At 73.8% G+C, this 16,307-nt stretch carries 2 protein-coding genes; both read right to left on the reverse strand.

What is annotated here, in order from left to right:
• Positions 1–6: 6 nt before the first annotated feature.
• A complete protein-coding gene (locus AS594_RS01100) occupies positions 7–5,517 on the reverse strand; it encodes an SDR family NAD(P)-dependent oxidoreductase (protein ID WP_478078918.1) in 5,511 nt (1,836 codons plus the stop codon).
• A gap of 33 nt (positions 5,518–5,550) precedes the next feature.
• Entirely contained in the window at positions 5,551–16,251 is a 10,701-nt protein-coding gene (locus AS594_RS01105) for a type I polyketide synthase (RefSeq protein WP_069931761.1), read from the reverse strand.
• Positions 16,252–16,307 lie beyond the last annotated feature (56 nt).

Raw genomic sequence — 16,307 nt, forward strand, 5'->3', positions numbered from 1 at the left:
GATGGGTCAGTGGGACCCGAGCTCTTGGTCGATGAGGTCGAACATCTCGTCGTCGGTGGCGGCGTCGATCCGGTCCAGGTCGATGTCGCGGTCGGTGCCGGGGCCGGCGTCGGCGGTGTTCGCCGCGGCGTCCTGATGGGTGTCCGTCCACTTCCAGAGCAGCGCCTTGAGCCGGGCGGTGACCTTGTCTCGCACCGCGTCCTGTGGGGCGAGCGCGGCGAGCTGCGCCTCCAGCCGGTCCAGTTCGGCGAGCACGGGCGGGGCCTCGGCTGTGAGGTCGAGCACCAGGTCCTTGTGGAGGAGCCGGGCGATCGCGACGGGGTTGGGGTGGTCGAAGACAAGGGTGGGTTTGAGCCGGAGCCCGGTCGCGACCTTGAGCCGGTTGCGCAGTTCCACGGCGGTCAGGGAGTCGAAGCCGATGTCCTTGAAGGCCGTGGTGGGCTCGATGCGGGCAGCGGTGGCGTGGCCGAGGGCGGCTGCCGCCTGATGGCGCACCAGGTCCAGCAGGACCTTCTCCTGGTCGGCCTCCGGTATTCCGGCGAGGCGGCGGGCCAGGACGGGGGTCCGTGCGGCCGCGGTCTCGCCGGCCGCGGCGCCGGTGTCGCCGACGAGGCCGCGGAGGACGGCGGGCAGCATGCCGGCGCGGGCCATGGCGCGCAGTCCTGGAACGTCCAGCTGGGCCGGCACGATCACCGGCCGGTCCACGGTGAGGGCGGCGTCGAACAGGGCCAGCCCCTCCGCCGGGGTGAAGGGCACGACTCCGGCCCGCCCCATCCGGTTGCGGTCGGCGTTGGTGATCCGGTCGCCCATGCCGCCGTTGTCCGTCCACAGGCCCCATGCCAGCGAGGTGCCGGGCAGGCCCGCGGCCCGGCGCTGCCGCGCCAGCCCGTCCAGGAAGGCGTTCGCAGCGGCGTAGCTCGCCGCGCCGGCGCTGCCCAGGATTCCGGCCAGGGAGGAGAAGAGCACGAACGCGGAGAGGTCCAGGTCCCGGGTCAGCTCGTGCAGGTGCAGCGCCCCGTCGGCCTTCGGCCGCAGCACGGAGTCCAGGCGCTCCGCGGTCAGGGCGGTGACCACGCCGTCGTCCAGGGCCGCCGCCGCGTGCACCACGGCCACGAGCGGGTGCTCGGCCGGGACCGAGGCCAGCAGTTCCGCGAGGGCGTCCCGGTCCCCGATGTCACAGGCGGCCACGTCGACGTGCGCGCCCAGTTCGGAGAGGGCGGCTACGAGTTCGCCGATGCCTTCGGCCGCGGGGCCCCGTCGGCTGGTCAGCAGCAGCCTCCGTGCGCCGCGTTCGGCGACGAGGTGCCGCGCGAGCGACCGTCCGAGGCCACCGGTCGCGCCGGTGAGCAGCACGGTCCCCTCGGGGTCCCACGCGTGACCGGTGGGCTCCTCGGGCGGGGTGATCCGGGCGAGGCGCGGCACGTACAGCTTTCCGTCGCGCACCGCGGCCTGCGGTTCGTCCAGAGCGGCGAGGGCCGCGGCCAGCGCCGGGTCGAGGCCGCCCTTCGTGACCGTGCCGCCGTTCGTGACCGAGTCGTCCGCGTCGACGAGCAGGAGCCGGTCCGGGTGCTCGGTCTGGGCCGACTTCACCAGACCGGAGACCGCGACGTGCGCGAGGTCCGGAGCTGTGCCGTCCGGCTCGACGGCTCCGCGCGTCATCACGACGAGCCGAGCGTCGGAGAACCGCTCGTCGGCGACCCACTCCTGGACGGCCGACAGCACATCGGCCAGCAGCCCGCGCGTCGCGGCGGCGGCATCGCCCTCGCTCGGGGCGCAGGGCAGGAGGACGTGGGCAGGCGTGGCCGCGCCGCCGTCGACCGCCTTGCGGAGCCCGTCGATGTCGGAGTGGGAACCCTCGTCGCCCAGGACCGCCCACGCGGCTTTGGGAGCGGTGGCGGGTGCGGGGGCGAAAGCCGCGGTGTGCTCGACCCAGTCGACCTCGAACATCCGGTCCTGGTGCGCCACGCGCGAGGCCAGCACCTGCTGCGGGGACATCGACCGTGTCCGGACGGACGCGACCGAGGCGACGGGAGAGCCGTCGGCGTCGGACAGTTCGATCGCCACCGCGTCGTCGGCGGCGGGCCGGATGCGTATGCGTACGGCCCCGGGCCCCGGAGCGTGCACGGAGATGCCGCTCCAGGCGTGGGGCATGAGCACCTTGCCGGGGTCTTCGGCGCGGCTCGACGCCAGCATGTCGAGGGCGGCGTCCAGCAGTACGGGGTGCAGGGCGTAGCGGTCCGCCCGGTCCCGCTCCGCGACGGTCAGTACGGCCTCGGCGTACAGCTCGTCCCCGGCGCGCCAGGCGGCGCGCAGACCCGGACGGCCCTCAATGTCGACGGGTTCGGCACCCGTCGGCGGCCACATCGTCATGTCGAACTCCGGCGCCGGAGCGTTCCGGGTGAGCTCTCCGGTGACGTGGCAGACCCAGGGCTCGCCGGTGCCGTCGGCAGCGCGTCGGCTGAAGACGCGCACGGAGCGCCGGTCGGGATCGTCGCCCGCACCGACCTGCACCTGGACGCGTACGGCGCTCTGTTCGGCCAGGACCAGCGGGGCGTCCACGTCCAGCTGTTCCAGGTGCGAGAACCCGGTCTGCCGTCCCGCGGACAGGGCGAGCTCCACGAACGCGGCGACCGGGAGCACCGGCACGCCGCCGACCGTGTGTTCCGCGGTCCAGGGCAGGTCGGCCGGGGACAGCCGACCGGTGAACAGCACGTCCCGCGTACCGGCGGTCTCAACCACCGCGCCGAGCAGGGCGTGGCCGGAGGAGTCCAGGCCCGCCGAGGAGACGTCGAACGCGGCCGTGCCTTCGAGCCAGTAGCGCTCGCGCTGGAAGGCGTACGTGGGCAGGTCGACGTGCCGGGCGCCGGGGAACAGCCCCTGCCAGTCCGGGGAGACACCGTGCGCGTGCACCTGCCCGAGGGCGAGGGTGAGCGCCTGGGGTTCGGGGGCGTCGGTACGCAGGGCGGGAACAGTGACGATGTCCGCGTCGTCGAGGCAGCCCTGGGCGAGGGCGCTCAGCACGCCGCCGGGGCCGATCTCCACGAACGTGCTCACGCCCAGCTCGTGCAAGGTCCGCACACCGTCGGCGAAGCGGACCGCCTCACGGACGTGCCGGACCCAGTACTCGGGCGTGTACGGCTCGGCCAGTCGGCCGGTGAGGTTCGAGACCACCGGGATCCGCGGCTCGTCGAAAGCCAGACCGCGAACGACCTCCGCGAACTCCTCCAGCATCGGATCCATCAACGGCGAATGGAACGCGTGACTGACCTTCAGACGGGACGTCTTACGACCCTGCTCCCGGAAGGCCTCACCGATGGCGACGACCGCGTCCTCCGCACCGGAAACCACGACCGACCGAGGCCCGTTGATCGCCGCGACGCCGACCTCGTCGGTCAGGTAGGGCAGTACCTCGTCCTCGGTGGCCTGGACCGCCACCATCGCCCCGCCGACGGGCAGGGCCTGCATCAACGCTGCCCGCGCCGACACCAACCTCGCCGCATCCCCGAGCGACAACACACCCGCCACGTGCACGGCCGCGATCTCACCCACCGAATGACCAGCCACATAATCCGGCCGCACACCCCACGACTCGAGGAGACGGAACAACGCCACCTCGACGGCGAACAAAGCGGGCTGCGTCGAACCCGTCTGATTCAACTCCTCCGAGTCGACATCGACCGGCGCATCCAGAAGCGCGCACACCTCGTCGTACGCCGCCGCGAACACCGGGTACGCCGCATACAGCTCGCACCCCATCCCCAGCCGCTGCGAACCCTGACCCGAGAACAAGAACCCGACCTTGCCCCGGTCGGCACCGGCGCGCCCCGTCACCACCTGTGCCGCGGGCTCGCCCGCCGCGAGGGCGGTCAGCCCCGCGCGCAGCTCTGCCCCGTACGCGCCGACGACCGCCGCCCGGTGCTCCAGCGCCGAGCGGGTGGCCGCCAGCGAGAACCCCACGTCGGCCGGGGACGCGGCCGCGAGGTCCACGGACGACAGCAGTCGTTGTGCCTGCTCCCGCAGCGCCTCCCCGGTCTTCGCGGAGAGTACCCACGGCACCACCGTGGTCCGGGCCCGCAGCAGTTCCTCGGCCGCGCCCTCGCCTTCGGTCCTGTCGCCGACCGGGTCCTCCGCCTCCGGTTCGGGCGCCTGCTCAACGATGACGTGCGCGTTGGTGCCGCTGATCCCGAACGACGAGATCCCGGCCCGGCGTGGGTGGTCGGTCTCCGGCCACGCGATCGCCTCGGTCAGCAGCTCGACCGAGCCGGCCGACCAGTCGACCTGCGGGGTCGGCCGGTCCACGTGGAGCGTCTTCGGCAGCACGCCGTGCTGCATCGCCAGCACCATCTTCATCACGCCGGCGACGCCCGCCGCGGCCTGTGTGTGGCCGATGTTGGACTTCAGCGAGCCGAGCAGGAGCGGTCGTTCGCGCTCTTGTCCATAGGTCGCCAGCAGTGCCTGCGCCTCGATCGGGTCGCCGAGGTTCGTGCCCGTGCCGTGTGCTTCGACGGCGTCGACCTCCTCGGCGGACAGCCGGGCGCCGGCCAGCGCTTCGAGGATCACGCGCTGCTGGGAGGGGCCGTTGGGCGCGGTCAGGCCGTTGGACGCGCCGTCCTGGTTGACGGCGCTGCTCCGGACGACGGCGAGCACCTTGTGGCCGAGCCGGCGGGCGTCCCGCAGCCGCTCCACGAGCACCAGGCCGACGCCTTCGGACCAGGACGCGCCGTCCGCGGCCGCCGCGAAGGACTTGCAGCGGCCGTCGGGGGCGAGTCCACGCTGGCGGCTGAACTCGACGAAGGCGCTCGGGCCCGCCATGACCGTCACGCCGCCGGCGAGCGCCATGGAGCACTCGCCGCTCCGCAGCGCCTGCACGGCGAGGTGCAGGGCGACGAGCGAGGACGAGCAGGCGGTGTCGACGGTGACCGCGGGGCCCTCGAACCCGAAGGTGTAGGCGATGCGCCCGGAGGCGACGCTGCCGGAGTTGCCGGTGCTCATCAGCCCCTCGACCCCCTCGGGGAGGACTCCGGGCGTGAAGCCGTAGTCGTGGTACATCAGGCCGGCGAAAACACCGGTGCGGCTGCCCTTGAGGCCGGCGGGGTCGATGCCCGCGTGCTCGAAGGCCTCCCAGGCGGTCTCCATCAGCAGCCGCTGCTGCGGGTCCATGGCCAGTGCCTCACGCGGCGAGATCCCGAAGAAGTCCGCGTCGAAGTCCGCCGCGTCGTGCAGGAAGCCGCCGTGCCGGGTGTAGACCTTGCCGGGCTGCTCGGGGTCGGGGTCGTAGAGCGCGTCGACGTCCCAGCCGCGGTCCTCGGGGAACTGCGAAATGGCGTCTTCGCCCTCGGCCAGCAGCCGCCACAGCTCCTCGGGGGAGCCGACGCCGCCGGGAAACCGGCAGCTCATGCCCACAATGGCGATCGGCTCCTGGTCGCGGGCCTCCAGCTCGCGCACGCGCCGCCGGACCTGGCGCAGGTCCGTGGTGGCCCGCTTGAGGTAGTCCCGGAGCTTGTCCTCGTTCATCATCGGTGTCGCCCGCCCCCTTTTGACCTGCGCAGTTCAGAAGATGCCGAGTTCGTCGTCGAGGAGCTCGTACAGCTCTTCGTCGCTCGCCGAGCTGAGGTCGTCTTCGTCCCCGGCTCCGCCGGCGCCTCCCGGATCGGCCGGCTCGTCCCCGTTCCAGCGGGCGAGCAGCGCCTGGAGACGCATGTTGATCTTGGTTCGGGTGGCGTTGTCGACGCCGTCCGCTCCGGCGCCGTCGAGGGCGGCGGCGAGGCGGTCGAACTCGTCGAGGACCGGCGCCGTCCCGCCCGTACCACCGGGGAGGTCCTTCAGCACCCGCCGCGCGAGTACCGCGGGCGTCGGGTGGTCGAATACCAGCGTCGCGGGCAGCCGCAGGCCGGTGGCCTTGTGCATCCGGTTGCGGAGCTCCACCGCGGTCAGCGAGTCGAAGCCCAGGTCGCCGAAGGCCTGGTCGGGCTGGACGGCCTTGGCCGAGCTGTGGCCGAGTACGGCGGCGACCTCGGAGCGGACGAGGTCCAGGACGGCCTCTTCGCGCTCGCTCTCGGGCAGGCCCGCGATCCGTTGCGCCAGCGGTACGGAAGCCGCCCGGTCCATGCGCCGCGGCCGGCCGCCTACGAGCGCCCTGAGCAGCGGCGGCACCGGTGCGGTCGCGTTCCGCAGGGCGGCGAGGTCCAGCCGTGCCGCCACCACGAGGGGTTCCTGCAGCGCGAGCGCGGCGTCGAGAAGTTCCAGGCCGTCCTCGTCGGACAGTGGCAGCACGCCGCCGCGGGCGAGCCGGGTCCGGTCGGCGCCGCCGAGGGACTCGGTCATGGTGCCGGTGCGCTGCCACAGGCCCCACGGCAGCGACACCGCGGGCAGCCCCTGGGCGCGGCGGTGCCGGGCGAAGGCGTCCAGGAAGGCGTTGGCCGCGGCGTAGCCGGCCTGGCCGGGGGTGCCGAGCGTGCCCGCGAGCGAGGAGAAGAGCACGAACGCCGACACGTCGCCCGCCAGTTCGTGCAAGTTCAGCACCGCGTCGGCCTTGGGGCGCAGCACCTTCTCCAGGCGCTCCGGCGTGAGCGAACCGATCACGCCGTCGTCGAGGACGCCGGCCGTGTGGACGACGGCCGTCACCGGCGTGCCGGACAGCACCTCGGCGAGGGCGTTCCGGTCGGCCACGTCGCAGGCGGCCCAGAGCACTTCGGCACCCGCGGCGGTCAGTTCCGCCCGGAGCTCCGCCGCACCCTCGGCATCCGCGCCGCGCCGGCTCATCAGCAGCAGGCTGCGCACACCGTGCTCGGCGACCAGGTGCCGGGCGACGAGCCCGCCCAGAGCGCCGGACGCGCCGGTCAGAAGCACTGTGCCGGTCCCGAGGTCCGGGGTGGCCCGCGGGGCGTCGGCGGCGGCCCTGGCGAGCCGGGGCAGCAGGAGCGCATCGCCGCGGAGCGCCGCTTGCGGCTCCTCGGAGGCGAGGAGCCGGGGGACGGCTGTCGCCACGGCCCGCTCCAGGTCGGCATTCTCTTCGCTGTCGAGGAGGACGATGCGGTCCGGATTCTCCGACTGTGCCGACCGGACCAGGCCCCACACGGCCGCCTGCACCGGGTCGCCCTCTTCCGGCTCGTCCCCGGCGGCGACCGCGCCCCGGGTCACCAGCACCAGGCGGGCGGCCCGGTCCTCGGCCTGCCACCACTGGACCAGCCGGAGCACTTCGGCGAGGACGCTCCGGACCCGCTCGGCATCGGTACCCGACCCGCCGGGGCAGGGGACGACGACGGCGTCCGTGTCCGCCTGCGCCCCGGTCTCCACCGTGGGGGCAGCGAGGAGGGCGGCGATGTCGTCGTAGGCCTGTACGACCGGTGTCCGCGCGTCAGCCGTGGCGGCGAGCGGTGCCCACTCGACGGTGAACAGGGAGTCCCGGGAGCTCGTGCGCAGTTGCTCGGCCGACACCGGACGCAGCGTCAGCGACTCGACCGACATGACGGGACGGCCCGTGCCGTCGGCGGCCTCCAGCCTTACCGTGTCCCCACCGGCCGGGGAGAGCCGTACCCGCAGGCTCGCCGCTCCGGTTCCGTGCAGCGTGACGCGGGACCACGCGAAGGGCAGCAGGGGCCCGTCGGCGGCCGGTACGAGGCCGCCCGCGCCCAGCGCGTGCAGCGCGGAGTCGAGCAGGGCCGGGTGCACGCCGAACGCGTCCGCCTGCGCCTCGTCGGTGACGGCGAGTTCGGCGTAGACCGCGTCGTGGCCGCGCCACACGGCGCGCAGCCCCCGGAACAGCGGGCCGTAGCTCAGGCCGAGGTCCGCCAGGCGGTCGTAGAAGCCGTCCAGGTCCACCGGCTGGGCGTCGACCGGGGGCCAGCTGCTCAGGTCTGTCCCGGAGGGGGTTGCGCCGGTGGTGAGGACGCCGGTGGCGTTGCGTGTCCAGGAGCCGTCCCCGGCTCGCGAGTGCACGCTCAGCGGGCGGCGACCGGAGTCGTCCTGGGCTCCCACGAGGACCTGGAGCGCGACGCCGCCGTGCTCGGGCAGCACCAGCGGTGCCTGCAGGGTGAGTTCCTCGACATGGTCGCAGCCGGTCTCGGCCGCGGCATGGGCGGCCAGTTCCACGAAGGCCGTGCCCGGCAGCAGCACCGTGCCCAGCACCACGTGGTCGGCCAGCCAGGGCTGGGACCGCAGGGACAGCAGCCCGGTCAGCAGGTGGCCGCCGGCGTCCGGCAGCTCCACCGCGGCGCCGAGGAACGGGTGATCGGTGGCGTCCAGCCCAGCCGCTCGTACGTCACCGGCCGGAGCGCCCGACTCCAGCCAGTACCTCTCGTGCTGGAACGCGTAGGTCGGGAGGCCGACACGGCGCGCGCCCGGCAGGACGGCGTCCCAGTCGATGGCGACACCGTGCACCTGGGCCTGGGCCAGGGCGAGCATCAGCCGGGTCCGTCCGCCGTCGCGGCGGCGCAGCGTCGGTACGACCGCGGCGTCCGCGTCGGCGGCCTCGATGGCATCCTGGATGCCCGCCAACTGGACGGGGTGCGGGCTGACTTCGACGAACACGTCGTGCCCGTCGGCGAGAGCTGACCGGATCGCGTCGTGGAACCGTACCGTCTGCCGCATGTTGCGGTACCAGTAGCCGGAGCCGAGCTCGTCCGCGGCCAGCTTCCCGCCCGTCACCGTGGAGTAGAAGGGCACGGAGCCGGGGAGCGGGCTGATGCCGGCGAACCCCTCGCTCGCCTGTGCTTCGACGCGTTCGATCTGCGGCGAGTGTGCGGCGTAGTCGACGGCGACCTTGCTAGCCTGGACGCCCTCCTGTCGGCAGTGCGCGAGGAGTTCGTCGAGGGCGTCGGTGTCCCCGGAGACCACGACGGTGGCGGGCCCGTTCACGGCGGCGATGCCGAGGCGGCCGGTCCACCGGCCGACCAGTTCCCGTGCCTTCTCGTCCGGGAGCGTCACCGAGGCCATGGCACCGCAGCCCTGGAGTTCGCGGACCGCGAGGCTGCGCCGCACCACGATGCGCGCTCCGTCCTCCAGGGAGATCGCTCCGGCGATCACCGCCGCGGAGACCTCGCCCTGGGAGTGCCCGACGACCGCGTCGGGGGTCACTCCGAAGGAGCGCCACACCTCGGCGAGGGCGACCGTCATCGCCCAGAGCACGGGCTGCAGCACGTCGACCCGGTCCTGCTCGGCCTCGGAGGTGCCGCGCAGCACCGAGGTCAGCGACCAGTCCACGTGCGGCGCGAGGACGCGTTCGCAGGCTTCGATCCGGTCACGGAAGACCGGGGAGGTCTCCAGCAGTTCGGTGGCCATGCCCACCCACTGCGACCCCTGCCCGGGGAAGACGAAGACGGTCCTGCCGCCGGTGCGTGCGGTCCCGGTCACCACGCCGGGTGGCGTAGCGCCGCCGGCGACACCGGCCAGTCCCCGCCGGAGTTCCTGGAGAGTCTGCCCGACCACTGCGGCGCGGTGTTCGAAGGCCACCCTGGTCGTGGCCAGAGAGTACGCCACGTCGGCCGCCAGGGCCGCCTCACCGTCGTCGTCCCTGTCGCCGTCGTTGTCGTTGTCCCTGTCGTTGTCGTTGTCGTCCAGGAAGGACGCGAGGCGGGCGGCTTGCGCCCGCAGCGCTGCTTCGGTCCTGCCGGAGAGCACCCACGGCACGGCCGTGCCGGATCCGGACGCCGGGGGCAGCGCCTCGGTCGCGGAGGCCTGCTCGATGATGGTGTGGGCGTTGGTGCCGCTGACACCGAAGGACGAGATCGCGGCACGGCGCGGACGGTCCGACTCGGGCCAGTCGACGGCCTCGGTCAGCAACCGGACGTCACCGGCCGACCAGTCCACGTGCGGCGTCGGCTCATCGACGTGCAGGGTTCGCGGGAGCACTCCGTGGCGCATCGCCATGACCATCTTGATCACACCGGCGACGCCCGCGGCGGCCTGCGTGTGACCGATGTTGGACTTCAACGAGCCCAGCCACAAAGGCCGGTCGCCGTCCCGTCCCTGCCCGTACGTGGCGAGGAGCGCCTGCGCCTCGATCGGGTCACCCAGCCTCGTGCCCGTACCGTGCCCCTCCACCGCGTCGACATCAGCGGTGGTGAGGCCCGCGGAGGTGAGTGCCTGCCGGATCACCCGCTGCTGCGCGGGGCCGTTGGGCGCGGTCAGACCGTTGGACGCACCGTCCTGGTTGACCGCGCTCCCCCGCACGACGGCCAGCACACGATGGCCGTTGCGCTCCGCGTCGGACAGCCGCTCCACCAGCAGCATGCCGACGCCCTCCGCCCAGCCCGTGCCGTCGGCACCGGAACCGAACGCCTTGCACCGCCCGTCGGGCGACAGCCCGCGCTGCCGGCTGAACTCCACGAAGACCGTCGGGACGGCCATGACGGTGACGCCGCCGGCCAGCGCCATCGTGCACTCGCCGTTGCGCAGTGACTGGACGGCCAGGTGCAGGGCGACGAGCGACGACGAGCACGCCGTGTCGACCGTGACGGCGGGACCCTCCAGACCGAACGTGTAGGACACGCGCCCGGAGGCGACGCTGCCGGAGCCTCCGGTGGTGAGCAAACCCTCGACGCCCTCGGGCAGTTCGCGCGGGCCCTGGCCGTAGTCGTGGTACATCAGGCCGGTGAAGACACCGGTACGGCTGCCCCGGACCGTCGCCGGGTCGATCCCGGCGCGTTCGAACGCCTCCCAGGACGCCTCCAGCAGCAGCCGCTGCTGCGGGTCCATCGCCAGGGCCTCGCGGGGGCTGATGCCGAAAAAGCCGGCGTCGAACTCGGCCGCCTCGTACAGGAAGCCGCCGTCGCGCGCGTAGGTCTTGCCGAGGTGCTCGGGGTCGGGGTCGTAGAGCCCGTCGACGTCCCAGCCGCGGTTGTCCGGGAACCGGGAGATGCCGTCCCGGCCGGAGGCCACCAGCCGCCACAGGTCCTCCGGCGAGCGGACCCCACCCGGGAGGCGGCAGCTCATCCCGACGATGGCGATCGGCTCGTCGACGGCGGCCGCGGCCTGCCTCGCCGAGGTCGCGGCCGGAGCGGCCGGGGCCTCGCCGAGGAGTTCGGTGCCGATGTACCGGGCGAGGGCGGCGGGGGTGGGGTGGTCGAAGACGAGGGTGGCGGGCAGGCGCAGGCCGATGGCGGGGGACAGCCGGTTGCGCAGCTCCACGGCCGTCAGCGAGTCGAAGCCCAGGTCCTGGAAGGCGTGCGTGGGCGGTACGGCCCGAGGCGAGGAGTGACCGAGCACGGCGGCGACCTCGGCCCGGACCAGTTCCAGGAGGGCCTCGTCGCGCTCGTCGGCGGCCAGAGCGGCGAGGCGTTCGGCCAGGGATTTGGTGGCGGCGCGCTGGGCCGTGCCGCGTATGGGGACGCGGACGAGTCCGCGCAGCAGGGCCGGTACGGTTTCTGCCCCCCGGTTGCGCAGGGTGGCGGTGTCGAGGCGGACGGGGACGAGCACGGGCTCGTCGGAGGCGAGCGCCGCGTCGAACAGCCGCAGGCCGTCCTCGGTGGACAGCGGCAGGACGCCGGAGCGCGCCATCCGCGACCTGCCCGTCTCGTCGAGGGCGTCGGCCATGGCACCCTCCTGCTCCCACAGGCCCCACGCCAGCGAGACCGTGGGCCGCCCCTGGGCGTGGCGGCGCCGGGCGAAGGCGTCGAGGAAGGCGTTGGCCGCGGCGTAGTTGCCCTGTCCGGGGTTGCCGAAGACGCCCGCTGCGGAGGAGAACAGCACGAACGTCGTGCTCTCGCCGGTGAGCTCGTCCAGGTTGAGCACGGCGTCGGCCTTGGGCACGAGGACGGCGCCCACGCGCTCCGGGGTCAGCGCGGCGATCACACCGTCGTCGAGCACACCCGCGCTGTGCACGACGGAGTCGACCGGAGTGGCGGCCAGCAGCCGGGCGAGGGCGTCACGGTCGGCGAGGTCGCAGGCGGCCCACGTCGCTTCGGCGCCGAGCGCCGCGAGTTCGGCCTTCAGGTCCGCGGCGCCCGGGGCGTCCGCGCCGCGGCGGCTGACGAGCAGCAGCTGACGCACGCCGTGTCCGGTCACCAGGTGACGGGCGAGGGTTGTGCCCAGCGCGCCGGAGGCGCCGGTGAGCAGCACGGTGCCGAGGCCGAAGGCAGCGCCCTCGGCGGGGGCGGAGGCCGCTTCGTCCGCAAGGCCGGTGGCCGCGTCCTGCGTTGCCGGGGAGGCGGCGCGGGCCAGGCGCGGTGTGCTGACCTCCCCTTCGCGGACGACGACGTGGGGCTCGCCGGACAGTACGACGCCGGGCACGAACGCGGCCGCCTCGTCCGGGCGGTCGGTTTCGAGCAGCACGATCCGACCGGGATTCTCCGCCTGGGCCGAGCGCACCAGTCCGCCCGCCGCAGCGTGCGCGAGGTCGTCGCAGCGCACCACCAGCACGAGGCGTGGCGTCCGGTCGTCGGCGAACCAGCGCTGAACCAGCCGCAGCACGTCGATGGTGACCGCACGCACCCGCTCGGCCCCGGTCGCCCCTTCCGGGCCGTCGGGGCACGGAACCACGACCACGTCCGGCTGCGACGGCCCGTCGGCCTCGGCCAGTGCGGCGATGTCCGGGACGTACGCGACCGCAGTCCCGTCCGCGTCGTCGGAGGGCAGGGTCAGCGGCGCCCGCCCGACGGTGAACATCGCGTCACCGGAGGGCTTGCGGAGCTGCTCGGCCGACACTGCGCGCAGTGTCAGCGACTCGACGGACGCCACCGGCTCGCCGGCGCCGTCGGCCACCAGCAGGGACACCGCGTTCGTACCGGCCGGTGCCAGCCTGACCCGTACGGTGGACGCGCCCATGGCGCGCACGGACACCCCGGACCAGGCGAACGGCAGGAGCGGCCCGTCCGTCTCGGCCGCGAGGGAACCGCCCGCGCCGATCGCGTGCAGCGCCGCGTCCAGCAGAGCCGGGTGCAGGAGGAAGCAGCCGGTGTCCGTGCCGTCGGGGAGGGCGACCTCCGCGAAGACCTCCTCGCCCGCGCGCCAGGCGTTCCGCAGTCCACGGAACGCCGGTCCGTAGGCCAGGCCGAGGGCGGCCAGCCGGTCGTAGAAGCCGTCCAGGTCGACCGGCTCGGCGCCCGTCGGCGGCCACGCCGTGAGCGCCCGGCCGGCAGCCGCGGCGCCTGTCTCTTCGGTCCCTTCGGTGATGAAGCCGGTCGCGTGGCGGACCCACGGCAGGTCGGTGTCGTCCTCGGGGCGCGAGTGCACGGTCAGCGGCCTGCGGCCGGTGCCGTCGGCCGCACCGACCCACACCTGAACCGCGACGCCGCCCCGCTCGGGCACCATCAGGGGCGCTTCGAGGGTGAGGTCCTCCAGCAGGTCGCAGCCGGCTTCGTCGGCGGCACGCACGGCCAGTTCGACGAACGCGGTGCCCGGCAGCAGCACGGTTCCGAGCACGGCGTGGTCGCTCAGCCACGGGTGCGTGCGCAGGGCGAGTCGGCCGGTCAGCAGCCGCTCGTCGCCGCCGGCCAGGGAGACGGCGGCGCCCAGCAGCGGGTGGTCGGCCGAGCCCAGTCCGGCGGCGCGGACGTCACCGGGTGCGGCCGGTAAGCCGTCGAGCCAGTAGCGCTCGTACTGGAAGGCGTAGGTCGGCAGGTCGACGCGGCGGGCGCCGGGGAAGAAGGCGTGCCAGTCCGGGGAGACGCCGTGCGCGTGCAGTTCGGAGACGGCGGCGACGAGTGCGGCCCGCTCGGGGCGGTCGGCGCGCAGGGCGGGCACGGTGACCACGTCGTCGTCCAGGCAGCCTTGGGCCAGGGTGCTCAGCACGCCCCCCGGCCCGATCTCGACGAACGTGGTCACACCCAGGTCGTGCAGAGTCCGGACGCCGTCGGCGAAACGGACCGCCTCGCGGACGTGCCGGACCCAGTACTCGGGGGTGTACGGCTCGGCCAGGCGGCCGGTGAGGTTGGAGACCACCGGAATCTGCGGCTTCCCGAAGGCGAGCCCGCGGACGGCCTGAGTGAACTCCTCCAGCATGGGGTCCATCAGCGGCGAGTGGAACGCGTGGCTGACCTTCAGCCGGGAGGTCTTGCGGCCCTGCTGCCGGAAGACCTCGGCGATCGCGGTGACCGCGTCCTCTGCTCCGGACACCACGACGGACCGCGGGCCGTTGATCGCGGCGATGCCGACGCCGGCGGTGAGACGCGGAAGGACTTCGTCCTCGGTGGCCTGGACAGCGATCATCGCTCCGCCGGCGGGCAGGGCTTGCATGAGGCGGGCGCGGGCGGACACGAGCTTCGCGGCGGCGTCGAGCGACAGCACCCCGGCCACATGTGCGGCGGCGATCTCGCCTACGGAGTGACCGGCCACATAGTCCGGCCGCACGCCCCAGGATTCGAGGAGCCGGAACAGCGCCACCTCGACCGCGAAGAGAGCAGGCTGTGCTACGCCCGTGCGGTGCAGTTCTTCCGAGTCGACGTCGGCCGCGGTGCCGAGGTGCGCGCAGACCTCGTCGTACGCGGCGGCGAACGCCGGGTAGGACGCGTACAGCTCACGCCCCATGCCCGGGCGTTGCGATCCCTGGCCGGAGAAGAGGAACCCGACGCGCCCGCCGGTGCCGGAGAGACCGCGCGCGACGCCCGGTGCCGGGGAGCCGGAGGCCACGGCCCGCAATCCCTCGGCGAGTTCCGTCGGCGTCCCGCCCTGGACCACCGCGCGGTGCTCCAGGGCCGTGCGCGTCGCGGCGAGCGAGAACGCGACGTCGAGCGGGGGGACTTCGGCGTCCGTGCGGGACAGCAGGCGTTCGGCCTGTGCGCGCAGGGCCTCCTCGGTCCTGCCGGAGATCACCCACGGCACCGGTCCGCCCGCGGCCGGGCGCGCCGCCTCCGGGACGACGGCCCCGGCGCTCTCCGCGCCTTCCTCCGGCGCTTGTCGGGCCTCGGCGTCCTGCGCGAACGCTTCGGCCGACGGGGCTTCCTCGATGATCGTGTGCGCGTTGGTGCCGCTGATCCCGAAGGAGGAGATACCGGCCCGGCGCGGCTTGTCCGACGCCGGCCAGGGCGTGCGCTCGGTGAGCAGCCGTACGGCCCCCGCCGACCAGTCGACGTGCGGGGACGGCGCGTCGACGTGCAGCGTGCGCGGCAGTTCGCCGTGGCGCATGGCCATGACCATCTTGATGATGCCCGCCACACCGGCCGCGGCCTGGGTGTGACCGATGTTGGACTTGATCGAGCCCAGCCACAGCGGCTTGTCGTCGGGACGGCCCTGCCCGTACGTGGCGAGCAGCGCCTGCGCCTCGATCGGGTCGCCGAGCCGGGTGCCCGTGCCGTGCGCCTCCACCGCGTCGACCTGTGCGGTGGTCAACTGGGCGGCGGCCAGGGCCTGTCGGATCACCCGCTGCTGGGAAGGGCCGTTGGGGGCGGTCAGGCCGTTGGACGCGCCGTCCTGGTTGACGGCGGAGCCCCGGACGACCGCGAGGACCTCGTGTCCGTTGCGGCGGGCGTCCGAGAGGCGCTCCACGAGCAGCAGGCCGGCGCCCTCGCCCCAGCCAGTGCCGTCGGCACCGGCCGCGAACGCCTTGCAGCGGCCGTCGGGTGCCAGTCCGCGCTGGCGGCTGAAACCGACGAAAGTGGCGGGACCGACCATCGCGGTGACACCGCCCGCCACGGCCAGCGAGCACTCGCCGTTGCGCAGCGACTGGACAGCCAGGTGCAGGGCCACCAGGGACGACGAGCAGGCCGTGTCGACCGTGACGGCCGGGCCTTCGAGGCCGAAGGTGTAGGCCACCCGGCCGGAGGCGACACTGCCCGAGGTGCCCGTCCCAAGGTAACCCTCCAGGTCCTGCGGGGAGTTCTGGAGGGCGGCGAGGAACTCGTGGTTCATCACGCCGGCGAACACGCCGGTCCTGCTCCCCGCCAGCGAGGCGGCATCGATACCGGCCCGCTCGAAGAGCTCCCACGACGTCTCCAGCAGCAGCCGTTGCTGGGGGTCCATGGCGAGCGCTTCACGCGGCGAGATCCCGAAGAGGCCGGCATCGAACCGCGCCAGGTCCCGCAGGAACGCCCCCTCGCGGGCGTAGCTGGTCCCGCGGGACTCCGGGTCCGGGTCGTAGAGCGCGTCCAGGTCCCAGCCGCGGTCGGCGGGGAACTCCGAGACGGCGTCGTGGCCGCCTGCGACCACCTCCCACAGATCCTCGGGCGAGTCGACCCCTCCCGGGTAGCGGCAGCTCATCCCGATGATGGCCACCGGCTCCCCGGCGGCGTCCTCGTAGTCACGAAGGCGCCGCCGGGTCTCCTGGAGATCTGCGGTGACTCGCTTCAGGAAATAGCGGAGCTTGTCGTCGTTCGCCACCGAAATCGTCCCTCACCCCTGCGAAGACTTACCGGAATTCGGCAAGGGGTCACCGG

This window comes from Streptomyces agglomeratus (assembly GCF_001746415.1).
Lineage (GTDB): Bacteria > Actinomycetota > Actinomycetes > Streptomycetales > Streptomycetaceae > Streptomyces > Streptomyces agglomeratus.

Bases quoted from the DNA above. Each gene is read 5' to 3' on its own strand.
- AS594_RS01100 (WP_478078918.1), bottom strand. From the start codon at position 5,517: ATGATGAACGAGGACAAGCTCCGGGACTACCTCAAGCGGGCCACCACG.